Annotated in this window: 17 protein-coding genes and 3 tRNA genes; 10 read left to right on the top strand and 10 right to left on the bottom strand. The window is 46.0% G+C overall.

What is annotated here, in order from left to right:
- From BN102_RS11105 to BN102_RS03430, 3 genes are all read right to left on the bottom strand, one after another.
- The gene (locus BN102_RS11105) at nucleotides 1–624 is read right to left on the bottom strand and encodes a helix-turn-helix domain-containing protein (protein ID WP_245545300.1); all 624 of its coding nucleotides are present in this window, start codon (nucleotides 622–624) and stop codon (nucleotides 1–3) included.
- A gap of 389 nt (nucleotides 625–1,013) precedes the next feature.
- Nucleotides 1,014–2,417: an alkaline phosphatase gene (locus BN102_RS03435; protein WP_036786981.1), complete on the bottom strand. Its 1,404-nt coding sequence runs from the start codon at nucleotides 2,415–2,417 to the stop codon at nucleotides 1,014–1,016.
- Nucleotides 2,418–2,474: 57 nt separating this feature from the next.
- Entirely contained in the window at nucleotides 2,475–4,280 is a 1,806-nt protein-coding gene (locus BN102_RS03430; RefSeq protein WP_019207681.1) for a MutS family DNA mismatch repair protein, read from the bottom strand.
- A 172-nt stretch (nucleotides 4,281–4,452) separates the two neighbouring features.
- On the opposite strand from BN102_RS03430, the gene BN102_RS11100 reads away from it, so the two are divergent.
- Nucleotides 4,453–4,803 carry a YMGG-like glycine zipper-containing protein gene (locus BN102_RS11100; protein WP_245545299.1) on the top strand — a complete coding sequence of 117 codons (351 nt, stop codon included), beginning with the start codon at nucleotides 4,453–4,455 and terminating at the stop codon, nucleotides 4,801–4,803.
- A 367-nt stretch (nucleotides 4,804–5,170) separates the two neighbouring features.
- On the opposite strand, the gene BN102_RS03420 is transcribed toward BN102_RS11100, so the two are convergent.
- The 4 genes from BN102_RS03420 to BN102_RS03405 form a co-directional block, all read right to left on the bottom strand.
- Nucleotides 5,171–6,043, bottom strand: coding sequence for a M48 family metallopeptidase (locus tag BN102_RS03420; RefSeq protein ID WP_083867178.1), 873 nt, complete (start codon nucleotides 6,041–6,043; stop codon nucleotides 5,171–5,173).
- Between the two features lie 30 nt (nucleotides 6,044–6,073).
- Nucleotides 6,074–7,363 carry an O-acetylhomoserine aminocarboxypropyltransferase/cysteine synthase family protein gene (locus tag BN102_RS03415; protein WP_036787181.1) on the bottom strand — a complete coding sequence of 430 codons (1,290 nt, stop codon included), beginning with the start codon at nucleotides 7,361–7,363 and terminating at the stop codon, nucleotides 6,074–6,076.
- Between the two features lie 126 nt (nucleotides 7,364–7,489).
- Nucleotides 7,490–8,437, bottom strand: a complete 948-nt coding sequence (cysK, locus tag BN102_RS03410; protein WP_019207676.1) for a cysteine synthase A — start codon at nucleotides 8,435–8,437, stop codon at nucleotides 7,490–7,492.
- A gap of 118 nt (nucleotides 8,438–8,555) precedes the next feature.
- Nucleotides 8,556–8,628, bottom strand: a tRNA-Pro gene (locus tag BN102_RS03405).
- Nucleotides 8,629–8,759: 131 nt separating this feature from the next.
- On the opposite strand from BN102_RS03405, the gene BN102_RS03400 reads away from it, so the two are divergent.
- Nucleotides 8,760–8,832: transfer RNA gene (locus BN102_RS03400), tRNA-Phe, on the top strand.
- Nucleotides 8,833–8,941: 109 nt separating this feature from the next.
- Here the strand turns inward: BN102_RS03400 and BN102_RS03395 are convergent.
- A tRNA-Ser gene (locus BN102_RS03395) sits at nucleotides 8,942–9,026 on the bottom strand.
- Nucleotides 9,027–9,171: 145 nt separating this feature from the next.
- On the opposite strand from BN102_RS03395, the gene BN102_RS03390 reads away from it, so the two are divergent.
- From BN102_RS03390 to BN102_RS03375, 4 genes are all read left to right on the top strand, one after another.
- Entirely contained in the window at nucleotides 9,172–11,163 is a 1,992-nt protein-coding gene (locus BN102_RS03390; RefSeq protein WP_019207675.1) for a protein-disulfide reductase DsbD family protein, read from the top strand.
- 15 nt (nucleotides 11,164–11,178) lie between these two features.
- A complete protein-coding gene (locus BN102_RS03385) occupies nucleotides 11,179–12,477 on the top strand; it encodes an L-cysteine desulfidase family protein (RefSeq protein ID WP_019207674.1) in 1,299 nt (432 codons plus the stop codon).
- Between the two features lie 770 nt (nucleotides 12,478–13,247).
- Entirely contained in the window at nucleotides 13,248–13,886 is a 639-nt protein-coding gene (locus BN102_RS03380) for a DUF8491 family protein (protein ID WP_019207673.1), read from the top strand.
- Nucleotides 13,883–14,461, top strand: coding sequence for a uracil-DNA glycosylase family protein (locus BN102_RS03375; RefSeq protein ID WP_019207672.1), 579 nt, complete (start codon nucleotides 13,883–13,885; stop codon nucleotides 14,459–14,461). Before BN102_RS03380 ends, BN102_RS03375 begins: the two co-directional genes overlap by 4 nt.
- Before the next feature lie 7 nt (nucleotides 14,462–14,468).
- On the opposite strand, the gene BN102_RS03370 is transcribed toward BN102_RS03375, so the two are convergent.
- Together BN102_RS03370 and queD are read right to left on the bottom strand one after the other, a co-directional pair.
- Nucleotides 14,469–15,014: a 7-carboxy-7-deazaguanine synthase QueE gene (locus BN102_RS03370; RefSeq protein WP_019207671.1), complete on the bottom strand. Its 546-nt coding sequence runs from the start codon at nucleotides 15,012–15,014 to the stop codon at nucleotides 14,469–14,471.
- Nucleotides 15,001–15,333, bottom strand: a complete 333-nt coding sequence (gene queD, locus BN102_RS03365; protein ID WP_036787178.1) for a 6-carboxytetrahydropterin synthase QueD — start codon at nucleotides 15,331–15,333, stop codon at nucleotides 15,001–15,003. The genes BN102_RS03370 and queD overlap by 14 nt, the downstream gene beginning before the upstream one ends.
- A 156-nt stretch (nucleotides 15,334–15,489) precedes the next feature.
- Here queD and BN102_RS03360 point away from each other — a divergent pair, with 156 nt between their 5' ends.
- From BN102_RS03360 to BN102_RS03345, 4 genes are all read left to right on the top strand, one after another.
- Nucleotides 15,490–15,783, top strand: coding sequence for a coiled-coil domain-containing protein (locus BN102_RS03360; RefSeq protein ID WP_019207669.1), 294 nt, complete (start codon nucleotides 15,490–15,492; stop codon nucleotides 15,781–15,783).
- Nucleotides 15,784–15,804: 21 nt separating this feature from the next.
- Complete coding sequence (locus BN102_RS03355) at nucleotides 15,805–16,092, top strand: cell division protein ZapA (RefSeq protein WP_019207668.1); 288 nt, start codon at nucleotides 15,805–15,807, stop codon at nucleotides 16,090–16,092.
- A gap of 106 nt (nucleotides 16,093–16,198) precedes the next feature.
- Nucleotides 16,199–17,734 (top strand): ribonuclease Y, encoded by a 1,536-nt coding sequence (gene rny, locus BN102_RS03350; RefSeq protein ID WP_021312256.1) that lies wholly within the window; start codon nucleotides 16,199–16,201, stop codon nucleotides 17,732–17,734.
- A 66-nt stretch (nucleotides 17,735–17,800) separates the two neighbouring features.
- Nucleotides 17,801–20,338 (top strand): glycoside hydrolase family 2 TIM barrel-domain containing protein, encoded by a 2,538-nt coding sequence (locus BN102_RS03345; protein ID WP_036787175.1) that lies wholly within the window; start codon nucleotides 17,801–17,803, stop codon nucleotides 20,336–20,338.
- The last annotated feature ends 69 nt before the right edge of the window (nucleotides 20,339–20,407 follow it).

Genomic DNA, 20,407 nt, shown 5'->3' with positions numbered 1-20,407 from the left:
TCATTCGGTTTGATATGACCGGAATAGATGTCGGGGGAAAAGATACGGTTTGGAATCGGGACTGAGCGAATAATAGAAATAAAGAGGTAAGTCGCCATCCTGTTTGATGAAATCGAACTTCAGCGAGAAATCGTCGTAAAACCGGTCGCTTGCTACACTTGATTTCTTCCAATCGACATGCTGATTCATCTTGAATGCAGAAGTAAGGTGCTGAGCATCCCGAATTATCGGGATCGGAATATCGCCAATAAAGACACATCCTTCGAGCGGCTGTCTTTTATCGGCGTGATATTTAACGAGCAGTTCCCGAATAGGTTCCGACGACTTAAAATCGTCAATCACGAGATAAGTCCCGAGTCCATCGGCTTCTATGCTTCGACGATAGGCGTCAACGGCGATCTTGGCTTTCTCATAACTGGTTCGATCAATGAAAATAGCAAAACCGGTTGGCGTCTTCGTCGAGGGTTTCGTAATGCTTTGCGCTGTCATGTCGATACAGAATGTCAACATGGCCAAGGTCATAAGGATCTCTTTTATCAGCCGAGCAATTGCCTTATTGGTCAGTTTCTTTTGTTTTCCCAGGTAGATTGCATACCTTTGCTCACGGGTTAAATGCTTGTACATAACAATACAAAAGTAATTAATCCTTGGGAGACGGCGGTCTCCCTTTTTTGTATTGCCGGTTGTTTCTATTCCTCTCTTACAAACACACGATAAGAAATTGCACTTCTATCTTGAATGTTTATTCTATATGGAACGTCCCTGTCGCTATAATCTTTATTCGATCGATATTTGTTATTTCTCCCATATCGATGATATTTACTTTCGGCGTTTGTGGGAGTATTCGCGATACTCAAATATCTCTTTCTCTACTTGTTAATCCAGCCATAGCCTTCACAATAGTTGTCGAGATTGTGGATCCCTTCAAGCATCGCTTGCGATAGCAAATCTGGAGCACATGAAAAGCACCCGTCGTTTGCCGGGCAGTCTACTTTTATACAATACCAACCAGATCAATGCTTATAGCCCGCAGCTTCTGCTATTTTCAATGGAAGTTGTGCATTGTCGGTCTTGGCTGCAAAACGTTCGGCGCCCGCTCCCACGGCATAGACGGGGACGAATCCGGCGGAGTGATCGCGCGTAACCCAACTGACCATGGCGATCTCGTTCATGATATTTTTCAGCACTCCCGACATCGGTTCATCGCTTTTATATTCGCTTTTTACCATCTCGGGAGTCTGTCCATTCAACGTCTTTTCGTATGTTTCCCGAATCAGTTTTTCTTGGGCTTCCGTCAGAGCCAGCCCCTCGTAGAATCCCCAATAGTCCGCAATAGTCTGTTTCATAACGTTCCACGGTATGTTATCAGCGTATTTCTTGCGCAGTCTGCTCAAGAGTTGCGTGAATTTGTTCTCGCTGACCTTTTGATACTTCAACGCGCCGACGTTCAGCTTATAGCCTCCTCGGGTAAGCACTAAACCGCCTGTTTCATGGTCGGCGGAGATCACAATCAGAGTTTCGTCCGGATGCTGTTGATAGAATTCATAAGCCACCTTAATGGCATTGTCCATATCGATCACTTCGTTCACCCAAGCTCCAGGGTCGTTGCTATGGCAAGCCCAATCGATTTGTCCGCCTTCGACCATGAAGAAGAAACCTTTGTCGGGTTCTTTCATCAGGAAGTGGATACCGGCACGGGTAATGTCCGTCAAAGTAAGATCGTCTTTTTCACGGTCGATAGCGTAAGGGAGATTGCTATTTTCCTTTCCTTCTTTCTGAAACAGAATCAGTTTGTCCGCCTTTTTCGATTTCTTTTGATAATCCTTATAACCACGAGCTACGGTATACCCTGCCTTAGAACACAAATCGTACACATTGGGAGCGTTTGGATCGTCTTTCTTTACCGGTTTCAAGAAGCCAGCCCCTCCAAAGAAGTCGAAACCCGATTGGGGAAGCTGACAACCGATTTCATAATACATCCCTCTCTTGGGGACGTGCGCGTAGAAGGCGGCGGGAGTAGCATGGTCGATACTGACGCTCGTACTGATGCCCACGCGCTTCCCGCTCTCTTTAGCCCAGACGGCTATGCTGTTGACGCTGGTCTTCCAGTCTTTCAACAATCCCAAGGTGCCGTTCGACGTTTTATTTCCTGACGCTAACGCCGTTCCCGAAGCAGCCGAGTCGGTGACATCGCTGTCAGCCGACCATGTAGCGGCGGTCGTGGCATAAGGGAACGAAGCGAAGAGGAGGGGTGTAACACCCAATTCTCCCTTAGCGGCGGACAAATAGTATTCCGTACCGAGAACTTGATTCACGCCCATTCCGTCGCCGATGAAATAAAACACATACTTCGCTTCCTGAGCTTGGATGCAAAGTGAGAACAAAAAGAACGAAATTAATAACAAAAGCTTTTTCATTATGATATGATTTTATATAAGATTTTTCTCTTCAGGGTGGACAAAGATATGGATTTTTCAAATATCCTCCATCCGAATCCCCATTTTCTTCATTAAAAAGCATGCATTCATATTTTGGGCGATACCCGGCCGCAGTCGGTACGAGAACGTCAATTCACCGGCGGTTATATCTGCTTCGAAACAATTGTTGCGGATGGTGTCGGGAAACGAATCGATCAACTGGCCTAAGAGGAGATCATGCGTAGCGATAATGCCGTTGGCTCGGAGATTCATGAATTGTCGAATCAGGGCGAAAGATCCCTTTTGCTTGTCCAACGAGTTCGTCCCCTTTAATATTTCGTCCAATATGATAAAGAGTATTTCGCCCCTGTTGAGCCGGTCGATAATCTCTTTCAATCGTTTTAATTCGGCGAAAAAATAAGATTCGTGTTTATCCAATGAGTCAGTAGTGCGCAGACTGGTGATCAATTTGGCGGGAAATATTTCCAAAGACGTGCCATAGCACGGAGCACCCGTACAGGCCAATATGTAATTAATCCCGATAGTTCGGAGGTAGGTGCTTTTTCCAGCCATGTTTGCTCCCGTGATAATGAGAAAGTAAGGGCGCGACGGCACATCTACATCGTTGGTTATGCACTGCCCGTTCGACATCAGTGGATGTCCCAGATCCTTTGCTTTAAAGACGAAAGGTTTGTCGACGATGATAGCATAACGGTAGTCAGGATGATTATAGGCGAAGTTACCCAAGGAGCAAAGTGCGTCTACCTCGCCCAATGCATCTAACCATCGAATCAACGATTTTCCGTATTGTCGTTGCCATTCTTCGATCCTGATGACTTGTCGAAGTTGCCAGAAACATAATCCTTCCAAGATGATATAGAGGAGCAGATTGTTCCGCAAATCCAGGCGGTTCAGTTCTGTTTCCAGAATCTTCAATGCTTCAGAAGTGCTTTTCCCGTCCTGACAATGGAATTCGGATTTCAGCCGAGTCAACAGTGAAGCTTTCGTCTGCTGCCGATCGATCAGTCGAATCAATTTCGCATAGGTAGAAAGGATTTTGAACCGCTTATCGAAGTCGGATTGGAACAGTGTGACGGATTTTACCAACCCCATGCTGAATATGACGAAACAGACGAAACCTAACCCGAACCAATTGAATGAGATGAGATGAAGCAGACCGAGACCGAACAGGATAACGTTCGTCATGGGAACCAAGCGAATCAAAGGCTTCACCCATCTCTTCGCGGAAAAACGAGCAGGTGCTTCCGCCCAGCGCTGGATTTCGTCTTTATCGCCACCCTCGCCTTTGTACAATAAGCCCGTAATACGGAACTTCTCACGAAAATCGGTCAGTTGGCTCAATTCGCTGACGGTTTCCTGCCGGGATACGATCTCGTCCTTATCCTCCGAGTGATGCTGTAACCAATTTGCTAAGACGTTTTTCCCGAATGACGTACAAGTTCGATTCACAGCCTGGAACAAAGAATGATTCCCGAAGATATCCAAATCCAAGGTGTAGCGATGGGCAGAATCCACGAATTCTTCCCCCTTATCGAAAGGCATATAATCATTATGCAGAGCCGAGATTTCATCTTCATTTACCCGAATAAGGGTTTCCGTCCATTCCTTTCGACTGAATAATTCGGTGTGATATTTGACTAATAGCAGAAAAGGAATGAAGGTGATACCTACGATGACCGAAATGACACCCATCTCGTAATGATAAAAGCAGATAACGCCTGCTACGCCGGACACGAACAGGAGTACCCTGAAAATGCTGACTTGCAGCATCCGTTTCTTGATTCTGTTTAACCGAATCGTGGCCTCATGGATGCGGTTTCGATATCGTTGTTCTAATTGCACACAGGTTATTTTATGTATTTCGACGGCGAAGTTACAAAAATAAGTAAATAACAAAAGCCTGCTTATCCTTTTTCGTTCTTTATCATCGCTTTTATATGAAACTTTAACGAGAGAAAAGGCTTAGATTAACAAGGAAAAGTTATTTTTACTGCGGAATTCGAAAAGAAAAAATATGAAAAAGATAATTATATCCTTATTCGTATCGATTTTGTTTTTCTCCTCATGTTATCAGGCTATGTCTAGCAGTCCGGCCGCTGTTTCTGCCGGCGTGTCTATCGCCGGAGTGATAGGATCGATTATCGGAGATCATGCTGACGGCTGGCACGGATCCCAATTCGGCGCGTTGATAGGCACTATTGCCGGTGCAGCCATAAGCAATGTCATAACCACACCAAAGTCAGAAAATAGCGAATGCTATGACAAGGATATTTGTTCAGACAGTCAAGGCCATGTCAAGAATGTCTCTAACGTAGATATCTGCAATATCCGTTTTATCGATGATAACCGCAACCATAGAGGCTGACGAATCTGCAAAATTGGTCTTCGATATAATAAATGCAGGCAATTCCCCTTCTTATAACATCATTCCCATCATAAAAGAATTGAATGAAAACAAACATCTGACTTTCTCTCCTCGTAAACAGATTTCTTATCTGCCGAAAGGGGATCAGGTTCGATATGTGGTAACGATTCGTGCTGATAAACGTTTAAAAGACGAGGTAACTCGATTTCGTCTTTATACAACGGAAAATAATGGAGCGATGAGCGACGTTCACAAATTCTCGCTCCCTCTCCGAAAGAGATAGCTTCCCCCAGCGTCATGGAAGAATGCTCAAGCAGAGACGCTTGTCTTTTGTCGATGGGCTGCGAATCCGAATTGACGAAGAAAACTACTTTTTCTTCGTCGCTACAGATTTCGCCATAGTCTTCCTGGTCGCGGTGGTTTTTGTCGATGTCGGACGCGTTGCAGGGCGATACTTCTGAACGTCCGCAAGATGTTTTTTAATGTTGCTGATACGGGTAGCATCGCTGGGATGTGAACTCATGAATTCGGGAACGGCAGTTTGTCCGTTCATCGACATTTTCTCCCAGAATGTGACAGCTGCGTGGGGATTGTACCCCGCCATTGTCATAAGAATCAATCCCATATAATCAGCTTCCGATTCGTGCTTCCGAGAAAAGGGCAACATTACTCCGTATTGTGCCCCGAGTCCATATACGGCACTGCTTAATTGTCGTATCGCCGCCGACTGTCCGCTCAATACCCCTCCCAATAACTGAGAGCCATACTGTGCCATTACTTGTTGACTCATGCGTTCGTTACTGTGTTTAGCCACAGCGTGTGCCACCTCATGTCCTATTACTACTGCCAAGTCGTCATCGGAATTTACTAACTTCAACAAACCGTCATAGACGACAATTTTCCCACCGGGCATACAGAAAGCATTGACCTCAGAACTGTTTACCAGATTGAATTCCCACGAAAAATTATTGATTTCACTCGACATACCGTTGTTTCTTAAATATTGTTCCGTAGCGGCAGCGATATTCTGGCCTACCCTAACTACCATCGCTTTTTCTGCGGTATTGGCAGATAGCTTGGCTTTCTTCATGTAACTGGCATATTCGGTCAAACTGGATGAAAGGACGTCTTGATCCGAAACAAGAAGTAATTGCTTCCTTCCTGTAATAGGCACACTGCTACAAGCGACCAGTATTGGTAAAAGAATCCCAATCAGCCCTAACCCTAATTCTCTTTTCATACTTATAGCTTTATGATATATGGCAGGATCTTACCTAATGCTATTTATTGCTTGACTCAAATCGGCAAGGATGTCTTCCGCATCTTCGATACCGACGGATAAACGAATTAAGTCGGGAGCCACACCAGCTTCTCCTAACTGTTCGTCGCTTAATTGGCGATGAGTATGACTTGCCGGATGGAGCACGCAGGTGCGTGCATCGGCCACGTGAGTCACAATGCAAATCATCTGAAGCGCGTCCATGAATTTTATCGCGTCTTCACGATTTCCTTTCAGTGCGAAAGCGATGACTCCGCAAGAGCCCTGCGGCATGTATTTTTGAGCAAGCTGATAATACTTGTCCTCTTTTAAACCGGGATAATGAACCCATTTGACCGACGGGTGAACTTTTAACCATTCGGCTACCTTTTGGGCGTTCTCGCAATGGCGAGGCATACGAAGGTGCAACGTCTCCAATCCGATATTCAGATAGAAAGAGTTTTGCGGCGAGGGAATGGAGCCTAGGTCGCGCATCAATTGCGAAGTAGCCTTGGTAATATAAGCCATCTTCCCGAAAGCACGGGTATAAGTCAACCCGTGATACGATTCATCCGGCCGTGTCAAACCGGGGAATTGATCAGCATGCGCATCCCAATCGAAATGACCGCTGTCGACGATAGCGCCCCCCACGGCCGACGCGTGGCCATCCATGTATTTGGTAGTAGAATGGGTAACGATATCGGCTCCCCACTCGAACGGGCGACAGTTGATAGGAGTGGCAAAGGTGTTGTCGACGATCAATGGCACTCCATGTCTGTGAGCGATACGTGCGAATTTCTCTATATCGAGCACAGCCATGCCGGGATTGGACAAGGTTTCTCCGAACAGGGCCTTGGTGTTCGGTCTGAAAACTTTATCTATTTCCTCATCCGAAGCGTCGGCATCGATAAATGTACAGTCGATGCCTAATTTTTTCAGCGTAACGCTGAACAAGTTGAATGTCCCCCCGTAAACAGCAGAAGCGCACACGAAGTGATCGCCGGCTTCACAGATATTGAACACGGCATAAAAGTTAGCCGCCTGACCGGAAGATGTCAACATGGCGCCGATACCCCCTTCCAACGCTGCGATCTTGGAGGCGACACTATCATTTGTCGGATTCTGAAGACGAGAGTAAAAATACCCTTCCTCTTTTAAATCGAACAATCGGGCCATTTGTTCGCTGTTGTCATATTTAAAAGTCGTACTTTGATAGATCGGAAGGATGCGAGGTTCCCCCTTCTTAGGCTTCCAGCCGGCTTGTACGCAGATGGTGCCTGGTTTGAATTTCGTTGTCGTCATATCTTTAAAGCGTGAATGATTCGTACTTAAAAACTTCGCAAAGTTAATCATAATCTTTTGTTTTGCTCCTTCTCTTCTCATGAATGCCGTTCGGGAAGGAACGATGCATAGTGAACGGTATTATAATTATAGAGGATCCTTCTCGAAAGCGTATAAGGCTGTCGATAAGTAGCGTTCACCAGTATCGGGGAGAAGGGCTACGATCGTCTTTCCCGCATTTTCTTCTCGCTTTGCTAATTGAATGGCCGCATAGACGGAGGCTCCGGAGGAAATGCCCGCCAAGAGTCCTTCTCTTCGGGCCAAGGAACGAGCAGTACGTATGGCGTCGTTATCGGTTACACGAATGATTTGGTCGACCAGCTCCGCACGGAAGTTCTTAGGGACAAAGCCCGCACCGATACCTTGAATCTGATGAGGTCCGGCCTGTCCTCCCGACAAGACGGGTGAACCTTCCGGCTCGACGGCTACCGCCCGTATGGTCGGTTTATATTTCTTCAAACCTGCTGCCGTTCCGCACAGTGTACCACCGGTACCGACGCCTGCTACGAAAACATCTACCGCTCCATCCGTGTCTTGCCAAATCTCTTCAGCGGTGGTTCGGGCATGTATGGCAGGATTGGCGGGATTTTCAAACTGTTGTAGCATGACGGATCCCTCGATCTCTCCCTGTAGTTCGTTTGCTCTGCGGATAGCTCCTTTCATACCTTCGCTTCCCGGTGTAAGGACTAAGGTGGCACCTAAGGCTTTTAATAAGTTCTGGCGTTCTACGCTCATGGTGTCTGGCATGGTTAATAGGAGTTCGTATCCCTTTACTGACGAGACCCAAGCCAGTCCGATGCCCGTATTTCCACTGGTAGGTTCGATGATGGTCGCACCGGGCTTTAGAAAGCCCTTTTGTTCCGCATCTTCGACCATTGCCAATGCAATGCGGTCTTTCACGCTACTACCAGGATTAAAAGCTTCAACTTTAGCGATTAACTTTGCTTTTAAATCTTCTTGCTTTTCGATATTCCGAAACTCGATAAGCGGTGTATGCCCAATCAATTCGGTCAGGTTTCGATAAATTTTTGCCATCGTCTTTGCATACTAAATTTTCGCCGCAAAAGTACGGCGGATCATCTTCTCGCTCCATACTACGAGGAAGAGATAGGAAAATAGGCAAATGAAAATCCCCTCATTTGCCTATCCTCTGTCGGAATGAGGCGACTCGAACGCCCGACCCCTACGTCCCGAACGTAGTGCGCTACCAACTGCGCTACATTCCGCTGCGAAATGCGGAGGCAAAGGTAAACCATTTTTTTAAGAAGAAAAAGATTTAAGAAGATTTTTCTTCGGAAACTTGTAAAATCAGAAAATGTATATAACTTTGCATTCGCTTTTGTTGCAGGAAGCAAAAGGTGCCTTAGCTCAGGTGGTAGAGCAATGGACTGAAAATCCATGTGTCCCCGGTTCAACTCCTGGAGGCACCACTTTCAAAAGACTTCTAAAAAGGAAAACCTATGAAATACAAATATTTCATAGGTTTTCCTTTTTGCACGGCCCGCTTAAAGCGCAACTCGTTGATTTATAACTTTTTTGCGGAGAGACAGGGATTCGAACCCCGGGTACCTCTCGGTACAACGGTTTTCAAGACCGCCGCTATCGACCACTCAGCCACCTCTCCAAAACTTTATGACGAAAGTCGTGCAAAGATACAACTTTATTTTTTATCTACAATAGTATCGTATTTTTTTAATGATAGTATTTTCTGTTTTTATTCAACTTTTATCCTATAAATCATTATCTTTGCCGTATCAAATAAAAAGAATATGAGAAAAGTTATCTTCCTACTACTCCTTTCGACGATTAGTCTAAGGGGTGTTGCGCAATTACCCAATCCGGTCAAGTTTACGACATCCCTGAGCGCCATCTCGGATAATGAAATCCAAATCCTTTTTAAAGGAAGTATCGAAAGCGGTTGGCATGTTTATTCCACCGACCTTCCGGAAGGGGGACCAATTTCGGCCACCTTTAACATAACGAAAGTGGAAGGTGCAGAATTGGCTGGCAAATTTAAACCGCTGACAAAAGAAATAGAAAAGTTCGATCACGTCTTCGAAATGAAATTGAAATATTTTGAAAAAGAAGTCACGTTTGGCCAGACGCTGAAATTAACCGCTCCCACTTATCAGATAGAAGGCTATATGGAATACGGAGCATGTAACGACGAAACCTGTTTACCTCCTACGGAAGTACCTTTCAAATTCTCCGGGCAAGGAGCTGTCGCTTCGGCTGGCAAGACGGGAACAGCACCCAAGTCCTCCCAAGAAGTTATTTCTACCGATACGATAGCTGAAAACATGGCCGCTACGGAGGATGTAAATGCCTCGGCCGACTGGTGGCAACCTGTTACGAAAGAATTACAAGCATTCGATCAAGAGAAAGTCGAACAGAACCGCTCGTGGATCTATGTTTTCTTTGCAGGATTCGCCGGAGGATTGATTGCCTTATTCACTCCATGCGTATGGCCAATTATACCAATGACCGTCAGTTTCTTCCTGAAACGTGCGAAAGACAGGAAGAAAGGGATACGAAGTGCTGTCATATACGGCATATCCATCATACTCATCTACGTTACGTTAGGTATCGTTATCACTTTATTGTTCGGTGGAAACGCTCTGAATGCATTATCGACAAATGCCATATTCAATATTTTCCTTTTCGTCTTGCTGATCGTTTTCGCCGCTTCCTTCTTCGGAGGGTTCGAAATTTCCCTTCCTTCGAAATGGAACAATGCGGTGGACAGTAAAGCCGAACAGACCAGTGGACTCTTGAGTATTTTTCTCATGGCCTCCACATTGGTATTGGTTTCCTTCTCGTGTACGGCACCAGTCATAGGACTTTTGTTGGCCGGGGTTTCCATCACGGGCAATATGACAGCCCCCATTATCGGCATGTTCGGATTCGCCATCGCATTGGCCTTGCCCTTTACCGTCTTCGCGATGTTTCCCTCTTGGCTGAAATCGATGCCCAAATCGGGCGGTTGGATGAATGTAATCAAGGTGGTACTCGGTTTCATCGAATTGGCGTTCTCGTTAAAATTTTTATCCGTGGCTGATTTAGCTTATGGATGGCACCTTCTCGACCGAGAAACGTTTTTATCCTTATGGATCGCTATATTCATCCTGTTGGGAATCTACCTCTTAGGTATCATTAAATTTCCTCACGACGACGAGAGCACCCATACTTCGGTATCCCGTTTCTTTATAGCATTCGTTTCGATAGCTTTTGCCATTTACATGATTCCCGGACTTTGGGGAGCTCCGTTGAAAGCCGTCAGCGCATTTGCTCCTCCGATGAATACACAAGATTTCAATTTGAATAATAAAGTAATCCATGCTAAATTCGATGATTACGAAGCGGGCATGAAATATGCTCAGGAAAACGGTCTTCCTGTCATGCTCGACTTTACGGGTTACGGTTGCGTAAATTGCAGAAAAATGGAAGCTGCCGTTTGGACTGATCCGAGAATATTTAATCTGATTAATGAAGACTACGTGCTGATTTCCTTATACGTAGATAATAAGAAAAAACTCGTCCAGCCGATAAAAGTGACTGAAAACGGGAAAGATCGTACCTTACGTACCTTCGGCGACAAGTGGAGTCATCTGCAGATGACTAAATTCGGTGCCCTGACACAACCTTTCTACGTATTGATCGATAATGAAGGAAAACCTTTGAACAAATCGTATTCGTATGATGAAAACATCAACGCCTACCTCGAATTTCTCCAGACAGGATTAGAGAACTATAAAAAGTAAAAACGGCAATCAGCAATGGATCACAGAGAAAGAAAAAAAATTATCGCCTTGATAGAACGCGAAGTCGTGCCTGCAATCGGTTGTACCGAACCTATCGCTGTTGCGCTTTGCGCAGCGAAAGCCACGGAGATCTTAGGCAAGGCACCGGAAAAGATCTACGCTTTGCTCAGTGCGAACATTCTAAAAAATGCCATGGGAGTCGGAATACCGGGTACAGGAATGATCGGTCTGCCCATAGCCATTGCCTTGGGTTCCCGGATCGGCAAATCGGCATATAACTTGGAAGTATTGAAAGATTGTACACCGGCAGACGTAGAGGAAAGTAAAAAAATGATTTACTCGAATAAGATTTGCATCAATCTGAAAGAAAATATTACGGAAAAGCTTTACATCGAAATCATCTGCGAAGCGGACGGCGAAGAAGCCAAAGCCATTATTTCGGGCGAACATACCCATTTCGTTTTTATCGCTCATAACCAGGAAATATTATTGGACAGAAAAGAAAAAGCATCGTCACCCGAAAAAGAAGAAGAGGATATTCGACTGGCCTTCCGAAAAGTTTACGAATTCGCGACCACCGCTCCGCTCGACGAAATCCGCTTCATCCTGAGATCAAGAGATCTGAACAAAGCAGCGGCGCAACAATCTTTCAATGGGAATTATGGACACAAATTAGGAAAAATACTGCAAGACAGTCCTATGAAACAAAAGATTTTAGGAAAAAACACCTTCTCGCGAATACTCTCATACACCTCCGCCGCATGCGATGCCCGAATGGCCGGCGCCATGATCCCCGTCATGAGCAACTCAGGCAGCGGCAATCAGGGCATTACGGCCACCTTGCCGGTGGTTATCTATGCGGAGGACAACCATAAGAGCGAGGAGGAGTTGATCCGCGCGCTTACCCTGAGTCATCTCACCGTAATCTACATTAAACAAAGTCTCGGAAGGCTCTCCGCACTTTGTGGGTGTGTGGTAGCTTCTACCGGTTCAAGCTGCGGAATCACCTACCTGATGGGAGGCAATTACGAGCAGATCACCTTCGCCGTAAAGAACATGATCGGCAACATCACCGGCATGATTTGCGACGGGGCCAAGCCGAGTTGTTCCTTAAAGGTTACAAGCGGTACGTCGACGGCAATTCTCTCGTCGATCCTCGCGATCGAACATCAGTGCGTCACTCCTGCCGAAGGAATCGTCGACGACGATATCGACCAAAGCATCCAGAATCTCACGCGAATCGGAAAAGAAGCCATGAACGAAACCGACAGGTTAGTACTGAATATTATGACCCATAAACGTAGTTGCAACTAACTGTCTCCGAACCTCGCCGGATACGTTCCCCAACGTAAACGATGACGTCCCCTAACCTATCCGACGACGTCCGGAATACTTCCGTTTATGTCCTCCAACCTCTCCGATGACGTTCGACAACCTAAACGATGAGGTCTCCCACCTAAACGCCGACGTCCGGAACCTAAACGACGATATCCGGAACCTGAACGTTTACGTCCCATAACCTAAACGACGGGGTCGTATAACCTAAACGGTTCTATCCGCAACCTAAACGGATAGGTTATACAACCTGAACGGCGGGATCTTTCCCGTAATCAGCGTCTATGTAAAACGTATCCGTCACTTTCATACGTTCGTAGATCGCTCGATTAGCGCAGTGTCAAGATTCCGTTCCTCGATAAATCCCCGAGTATGCATATTTGCTGTCAGAAAGACGAACAAGCACGATAATGTCTTCTTAAATTTCGTCTTTGCTATCCGAATTACGGTTATGTAAATGATAATTTAGGGAATTACCTTACAGAATAGCTTTTTAACAATGTCATAAAGATATGATATTCTTCATGTATTACAAAAATAAATAGTCGTTTTTAAAGGGCAAACATATCGTATAATACTTCCACCTATATAACTTAACAAAACCTCATCCATTGCACGGCATCTCCGATCGTCGCCTTATACATCGTTTTTCACGTTGTTTTCCGTTTCTCGGCATAAGAACTAACACTAATGCTGGGAATTATCAAAATAAATTCGTACATTTGCATCCATCCTAAAAAAGGGCATATATGAACATATTATCGAAACTAAAAAGTCTGTTTGGCAAAAGGAGAAATGAAAAGACAACAAGGGTAGGTGGCATGGAGGACTTCATGACCTTGATCCGAGTATATTATCAGTCGGTCATGGCTTGTAACATCGGGGTAACGAATATTAACTTCTTGCCAGACTTGGCCGTCTTCAAGCGTACGCTTAAAATTCCTACCCAAAACAACAAATTAGGCATCGCAGAGAGATCTCGTTGCAAAAAGATGCTGTCCGACATATACGGATTAAGCAATATCTTCTTCACAGAAATCGATGGTTCCATAAAGAAAAACTGTCATAACATCAACGACATCAAGAATTACCTCTTCATGTTCCAAGGTTTCAGCAACGATTTGATGATGGTTATCGGCAACCTGATGCAATGGAAGTTCCGTATGCCGAGCATCATGAAGAAAACGCTCCGTTCGCTGACCGAGAAGACCATCCGCGATATCATGACAAAAGAGAATTTCAAAGACGATAGCGTGCGCAAAACCTGTAAGAACATTCGACAATATCAGCGCGTACTCAACTACTCGGAGGCATGGATGACGGAATACGCTTACCACATCGTCTTCTTGGCCAAAAAAGAGCCGAAGCCCAAAGATACCGCCCAATGAACGAGATCGAGACCCATCCGTTCGAACCGTTTCTCCCTCCTCATGCCGTCCTCTTGATGTTAGGGAGCTTTCCTCCTCAACCGAGGCGGTGGAAGATGGATTTCTACTATCCGAATTTCACCAACGACATGTGGCGGATTTTCGGCGTTATCTTCTTCGGAGACAAAACCCATTTTATCATTTCCGAAAAAAATATTTTCGATAAGGAGAAACTGATCCGATTCTTACACGAAAAGGGCATCGCTCTTTTCGATACGGCAAGAGCTATCCGCCGACTCAAAGACAATGCCTCCGACAAATTTTTAGAGATCGTCCAGTCCACAGATATCCCTGCTTTGCTAACCCGAATCCCGCAATGTCGGACGATCGTCACCACCGGCGAGAAAGCGACGGAAACCGTTCGAACGCAAATTAAAGTAATCTCCCCAAAAGTAGGAACCAGCGAACCGTTCCTGCTGGACAACAGATCGATGCGTTTGTACCGCATGCCGTCATCGAGCCGTGCTTACCCGATGAACGTAGAAAAGAAGGCGGCTATCTACCGAAAAATGTTCGAAGAATTGAAACTAGTATAAATTTCGATCAACGAATATTCAAGAGCTTATGGAGTTGTAAACTGAGCCGCCAATCCGGATGCTTCAGAATGTAACCCAGCACTTCCACCGTATTCTTCCCTGAACAGGGCTGTAAAAAAAAATGCTTAGCAGGCAACTGCAAATAAATCGAAACATCCTGTCCAAGATAAACCACTTTCACTTCATCCATTCGTTTCAAACGGAGCTCGCCCTCCCGCTTGGGCGAACAAGTCACCCAATCTATATTCGCAGGCAACGCATACATCCCATTCGTCTCGATACACACATACTTTCCTAACGCATGCAATTGCTCCACCAAATTCTCGTCTACCCAAAGGCCAGGTTCACCTCCTGTGAGGATCACCATCTTCGCCGGATGCTTCATCACTTCCCGCAGAATCGCTCGATCCGACATCATCGAACCTTCTTCATGACGGGTATCGCAAAAAGCACACCGGAGGTTGCATCCAGAAAAACGAATGAATACGGCGGGAGTTCCCGTATAAAAACCTTCTCCTTGTAGACTATAGAAAATTTCATTAATCTTTTTCATAGACCACCGTATTGCCTTCCGACTCGCATACTTCCACTTTCGTGCAAGCGGGGATTTGCTCGCAAATCCATCGGGCGATGTTCTCTGCAGTCGGATTATAGGGAAGGACGTCATTCAGATGACGATGATCCAACCGCCCCATCACCACGTCTTTGATATGCGTAAAATCGACCACCATTCCCTCTTCGTTCAACTTTTCAGAACGGCAATAAACGGTAACAACCCAATTGTGACCATGCAAATTCTCACATTTACTTCTATAGGAAAGTTTCAGACTATGAGCAGCCGATATTTCCATGCGTTTAATCACTGTATACATAAAAATAAACTTTAAATCTGTACCTAATGTCACCTCGGTATTAATATACAAAGATACGCCATCCAAAAGTTTTTTAACGGCATTTACTGAAATTCTTCGAAAAATATTTCATTATTTGTCGCCAATCCTTTATATTTGTATATAATTTTGGTATAAATGGCGGAAGAGGGCAAAAATCTATTGGCGACTTTTGAAGCGAAGCTTAGGCAACTGATGCATCAATATGAACAGTTGCAGCATGAAAATGAAAGCCTGAAGCATTTTCTCGCACAAAAAGGCGACGAACTGAAGAAGTTGAACGATAGTAAAAACGAATTGGAAACTATGTACATCAATCTTAGAATGGCCAAGACAATCAGCATTCACGATCGAGACATTATGGATACGAAGAAAAGATTGTCGAAGCTGGTGCGTGAGGTCGACCGCTGCATCGCTTTATTGAACGATTAAACCCGATAAGACGATTGCGGAATGGAGAATGAAATATTAAAAATAAATCTACTGATTGACAACGACAATTATCCGATGAAAATCCGTCGAGAAGACGAAATATTTTATCGGGAAGCTGCCAAACAGATTAATTATAAACTAAACAGGTACCGCACCCTTTACCCTATGATGAATGATAAAAGGCATTGGGCGATGACGGCATTGGAGTTAGCTTTTGAATGCGCTTCTCTAAAGAGTGTTACGGATGTAAAACCGTATCAAGGGAAGCTACAGGAGTTGACGAGTTTGATTGAGAAATACATCAAATAACACCTGTTTACCATAATTATAAACGAATTCTCACGCACATCCTTGAAGTAAATGGATTTTCCTTTGCCAAGGGAATGTGCGTTTTTTATTATAATAAATTATAACCATGGCAACAATAGTAATCATAGCAATTGGGTGCTTAGTGTTAGGTAGCGGAAGCGTATACATGCTTTTCAAATACGGCATGAAAAACAAGCGGAATGCTATTTTACAAGAGGCGCAAAACGAAGCCGAAACCATCAAAAGGAATAAGCTTCTCGAAGTAAAGGAAAAATTCTTAAATAAGAAAGCGGAATTGGAAAAAGAAGTTACCTTGCGTAACCAACGTATCCAACAAGCGGAAAACAAATTGAAACAACGGGAATTGATGCTGAAACAACGACAGGAGGAAATTCAGCGAAAACGCGTGGAAAACGATGCAATTAAAGCCAATCTCGACGCTCAGATCATTGTCGTTGACAGGAAGAAAGAAGAATTAGAAAAATTACAACAGCAGGAACGTGAAAAATTGGAAGTCATCTCCGGCCTGTCGGCCGACGAAGCAAAAGAACACCTGGTCGAATCGTTGAAAGAAGAGGCCAAAACCCAAGCGCAGTCGTATATCAACGATATCATGGACGATGCAAAGATGACGGCCAATAAAGAAGCGAAACGCATCGTCATAGAAACCATTCAGCGGGTAGCTACTGAAACGGCCATAGAAAACTCCGTCACGGTATTCCATATAGATAACGACGAAGTGAAAGGCCGAATCATCGGTCGTGAAGGTCGCAACATCCGAGCTCTCGAAGCGGCCACGGGAGTAGAAATCGTAGTGGATGATACACCCGAAGCCATCGTCCTCTCGGCTTTCGACCCTGTCCGCCGCGAAACCGCCCGATTGGCACTGCACCAGCTGATAACCGACGGCCGCATCCATCCGGCACGTATTGAAGAAGTCGTGACAAAAGTAAAAAAGCAAATCGAAGACGAAATCATCGAGACCGGCAAACGGACCACTATCGACCTTGGCATTCATGGATTGCATCCAGAGCTAATTCGCATCATCGGTAAAATGAAATACCGTTCTTCCTACGGCCAAAACTTATTACAACATGCCCGGGAGACTGCCAATCTCTGTGCGGTGATGGCGTCGGAATTAGGCTTAAATCCCAAGAGAGCCAAACGGGCAGGGCTGCTGCATGATATCGGCAAAGTGCCAGACGACGAACCAGAATTGCCGCACGCCCTGTTAGGCATGAAATTGGCGGAAAAATATAAAGAGAAACCCGATATCTGCAACGCCATCGGCGCTCACCACGATGAAGTAGAGATGACGAGCCTGCTCGCCCCTATCGTTCAAGTCTGCGATGCAATCTCCGGAGCGCGCCCCGGAGCGCGACGGGAAATCGTGGAAGCCTATATCAAACGGCTGAACGATCTGGAGCAATTGGCCATGTCGTATCCAGGCGTCACCAAGACCTACGCCATCCAGGCAGGTCGTGAATTACGCGTAATCGTCGGTGCCGACAAGATTGGCGATAAGGAAACGGAACAACTTTCCGACGAAATCGCCAAAAAGATTCAAGACGAGATGACTTATCCGGGGCAGGTTAAAATTACGGTTATACGTGAAACCCGTGCCGTCAGCTATGCAAAATAATCTTTCGAGGTAACCCCATCCTTCTTGCTCCGTAGCGGGCAAGAAGGATTCATCATCCATTCCACCATGAAAAAATTCCTCCCCTTATCGTTTAGCTGCTGCCTGCTTTTACTGGCAAGCAGTTGCGCCGAACCATCGGACGAACCGGATAGAAGCGTCGACTTCACCGCCGATTGGACTTTCCGATTAGGAAATGACTCTTCCGTCGTCCAACCGGATTACGACGATTCCGGATGGCGTAAACTGAACCTTCCACACGATTGGGCGATCGAAGGCGACTTCAGCCAAGACAATCCTTCGAGGCCTACTGGAGGTGCTCTTCCGGGCGGTATCGGTTGGTATCGCAAGACGTTCACCGTCAGCGACAGAAGCAAGCAATACTTCATCGACTTCGGCGGCATCTACATGAATTCCACCGTTTACCTGAACGGACATCAGTTAGGTTTCCGCCCCTACGGCTACATCTCTTTCAGTTACGAAATGACTCCTTATATCAACTGGGACGAGAAGAATGTACTCGTCGTGAAAGTCGACAATGAAAAGCAGCCCAATTCCCGCTGGTATTCGGGTTGCGGCATTTACCGATCGGTTTGTATGAGAGCGGTGAACCCGGTGCACGTCGCCCAATGGGGTACATACGTAACAGCTGAAAATGTTTCAGAGCATGGCGGGAAGCTGATTGTCCGCACCGCAGTCGAGAATAACGATAAAGCGGAAGAGGGCAAAGTCGTTTATGATGCAGCCATCAAAGTCCGCACCGTTCTTCTGGATGCGGACGGTAAAACCGTAGCCGAAGCAGTTACCGACGAACTGCAGATAATCCCCGTCGGACAAACGAAAGAAATCACGCAGGAATTGCACGTAACGAACCCCAAACTCTGGGACATCGACCGACCTTATCTGTATCGGGTCAAGACAGAACTCCGAATGAACGGTAAGTCGCTCATCGATACGTACGACACGCCTTTCGGCATCCGATCTTTTACCTTCGATGCGCAAAAGGGATTCTTCCTGAACGGTAAACGAGTGAAGATCAACGGCGTCTGCCTCCACCACGATTTGGGCTGTCTGGGAGCCGCCTTCAACACCCGGGCGATGGAACGCAACCTGCAACTCCTAAAAGAGATGGGATGCAACGGTATTCGCTCGTCGCACAATCCGCCCGCGCCAGAATTGTTAGACTTGTGCGACCGCATGGGGTTCATCGTCATGGACGAAGCATTCGATATGTGGTATAAGAAAAAGACGCAATACGATTATGCGAACTATTTTCGGGAATGGTATGAACGCGATTTGAAAGACTTGATCGTCCGAGATCGCAACCATCCGTCGATCTTTATATGGAGCATCGGGAACGAAGTCATCGAACAATACAGTAACCCCCATGCGGATAACCTCTCGCCCGAAGAAGCCAACTTCCTGCTGAATTTCGCCCAAGGGCAAGCCGACAAATCGACGAAAGGAGACGAGATGTCGTTCAATTCAAAATTGACGAAACGGTTGACGGAGATAGTAAAGGAAACGGATCCGACCCGCCCCGTCACCGCAGCGTGCAACTTTGCCGATCCGGGAAATCTCTTGATCAAATCCGGCGCACTCGATATCATCGGATATAATTATCACATTCCCCAATACGATGCCGTGCCCCGATTATATCCGGGCAAGCCGTTCATCGTAACGGAAAGCGTATCGGGATTGGCTACGCGAGGGTATTATCGCATGCCTTCCGACTCAATGTTCGTCTGGCCTTCTCGCTGGGACAAGCCTTTTCATGATCCATCTTTCTCCTGCTCGGCCTACGACAACTGCCATGTACCTTGGGGAAGCACGCAGGAAGAAATGTGGAAAGCCATTAAAGATAAAGATTTCATAAGCGGACAATACATCTGGACCGGCATCGATTACATCGGCGAACCCACCCCGTACCCTTGGCCTGCTCGCAGTTCGTACTTCGGGCTGATCGACTTGTGCGGGTTCCCTAAAGACGTATATTATATGTATCAGTCGGAATGGTGTCCCGATAAAACCGTCCTGCACCTATATCCTCACTGGAATTGGCAAGAAGGGCAGGAGATCGATATGTGGGCTTATTACAACAATGCTGACGAAACGGAACTTTTCATCAACGGCACCTCTCAGGGAATACGTCGGAAGGAGCGGAATGAATGCCATGTCGTATGGCGCGTAAAGTACGAACCGGGAACGGTCAAAGTGGTTTCGCGCAAAAATGGCAACGTGATTTCCGAACGGGAAATTCATACGGCCGGCGAGCCCGCCCAAATTCGTTTAACACCCGATAGGAACACTATTCGGAACAACGGAAAAGATTTGAGTTACATTACCGTAGAAGTGTTGGACAAGGACGGAAATCCGTGCCCTAATGCAGATAACGAAGTGACCTTCGACGTTCGAGGCGACGGGTTCATCGCCGGTGTCGACAACGGGAACCCCGTTTCGATGGAACGCTTCAAAACGAATCACCGTAAAGCCTTTTACGGTAAATGTTTAGTGGTCGTACAAGGCTACGATCGAAAAGGCCAGATCGATATTACCGCGACGGCCGACAATCTGAACGAAGCGAATGTGTCGATCGCCGTCAGATAAAGCCAATCATCCATCGAAGCCAAACAAACCTCCGACAGGATAAACAACCGCATCGAACAGGTTGGGGGA

The organism is Phocaeicola abscessus CCUG 55929 (assembly GCF_000312445.1).
In the GTDB taxonomy this organism is placed as follows: domain Bacteria; phylum Bacteroidota; class Bacteroidia; order Bacteroidales; family Bacteroidaceae; genus Phocaeicola; species Phocaeicola abscessus.
This window is presented reverse-complemented; position numbering and strand designations above follow the sequence as displayed.

Excerpts from the sequence above, each read along its gene's own strand:
- BN102_RS11105 (WP_245545300.1), bottom strand. The coding sequence starts at position 624 with ATGTACAAGCATTTAACCCGTGAGCAAAGGTATGCAATCTACCTGGGA.
- BN102_RS03435 (WP_036786981.1), bottom strand. The coding sequence starts at position 2,417 with ATGAAAAAGCTTTTGTTATTAATTTCGTTCTTTTTGTTCTCACTTTGC.
- BN102_RS11100 (WP_245545299.1), top strand. The coding sequence starts at position 4,453 with ATGAAAAAGATAATTATATCCTTATTCGTATCGATTTTGTTTTTCTCC.
- BN102_RS03420 (WP_083867178.1), bottom strand. The coding sequence starts at position 6,043 with ATGAAAAGAGAATTAGGGTTAGGGCTGATTGGGATTCTTTTACCAATA.
- BN102_RS03415 (WP_036787181.1), bottom strand. The coding sequence starts at position 7,363 with ATGACGACAACGAAATTCAAACCAGGCACCATCTGCGTACAAGCCGGC.
- cysK (WP_019207676.1), bottom strand. The coding sequence starts at position 8,437 with ATGGCAAAAATTTATCGAAACCTGACCGAATTGATTGGGCATACACCG.
- BN102_RS03390 (WP_019207675.1), top strand. The coding sequence starts at position 9,172 with ATGAGAAAAGTTATCTTCCTACTACTCCTTTCGACGATTAGTCTAAGG.
- BN102_RS03385 (WP_019207674.1), top strand. The coding sequence starts at position 11,179 with ATGGATCACAGAGAAAGAAAAAAAATTATCGCCTTGATAGAACGCGAA.
- BN102_RS03380 (WP_019207673.1), top strand. The coding sequence starts at position 13,248 with ATGAACATATTATCGAAACTAAAAAGTCTGTTTGGCAAAAGGAGAAAT.
- BN102_RS03375 (WP_019207672.1), top strand. The coding sequence starts at position 13,883 with ATGAACGAGATCGAGACCCATCCGTTCGAACCGTTTCTCCCTCCTCAT.
- BN102_RS03370 (WP_019207671.1), bottom strand. The coding sequence starts at position 15,014 with ATGAAAAAGATTAATGAAATTTTCTATAGTCTACAAGGAGAAGGTTTT.
- queD (WP_036787178.1), bottom strand. The coding sequence starts at position 15,333 with ATGTATACAGTGATTAAACGCATGGAAATATCGGCTGCTCATAGTCTG.
- BN102_RS03360 (WP_019207669.1), top strand. The coding sequence starts at position 15,490 with ATGGCGGAAGAGGGCAAAAATCTATTGGCGACTTTTGAAGCGAAGCTT.
- BN102_RS03355 (WP_019207668.1), top strand. The coding sequence starts at position 15,805 with ATGGAGAATGAAATATTAAAAATAAATCTACTGATTGACAACGACAAT.
- rny (WP_021312256.1), top strand. The coding sequence starts at position 16,199 with ATGGCAACAATAGTAATCATAGCAATTGGGTGCTTAGTGTTAGGTAGC.
- BN102_RS03345 (WP_036787175.1), top strand. The coding sequence starts at position 17,801 with ATGAAAAAATTCCTCCCCTTATCGTTTAGCTGCTGCCTGCTTTTACTG.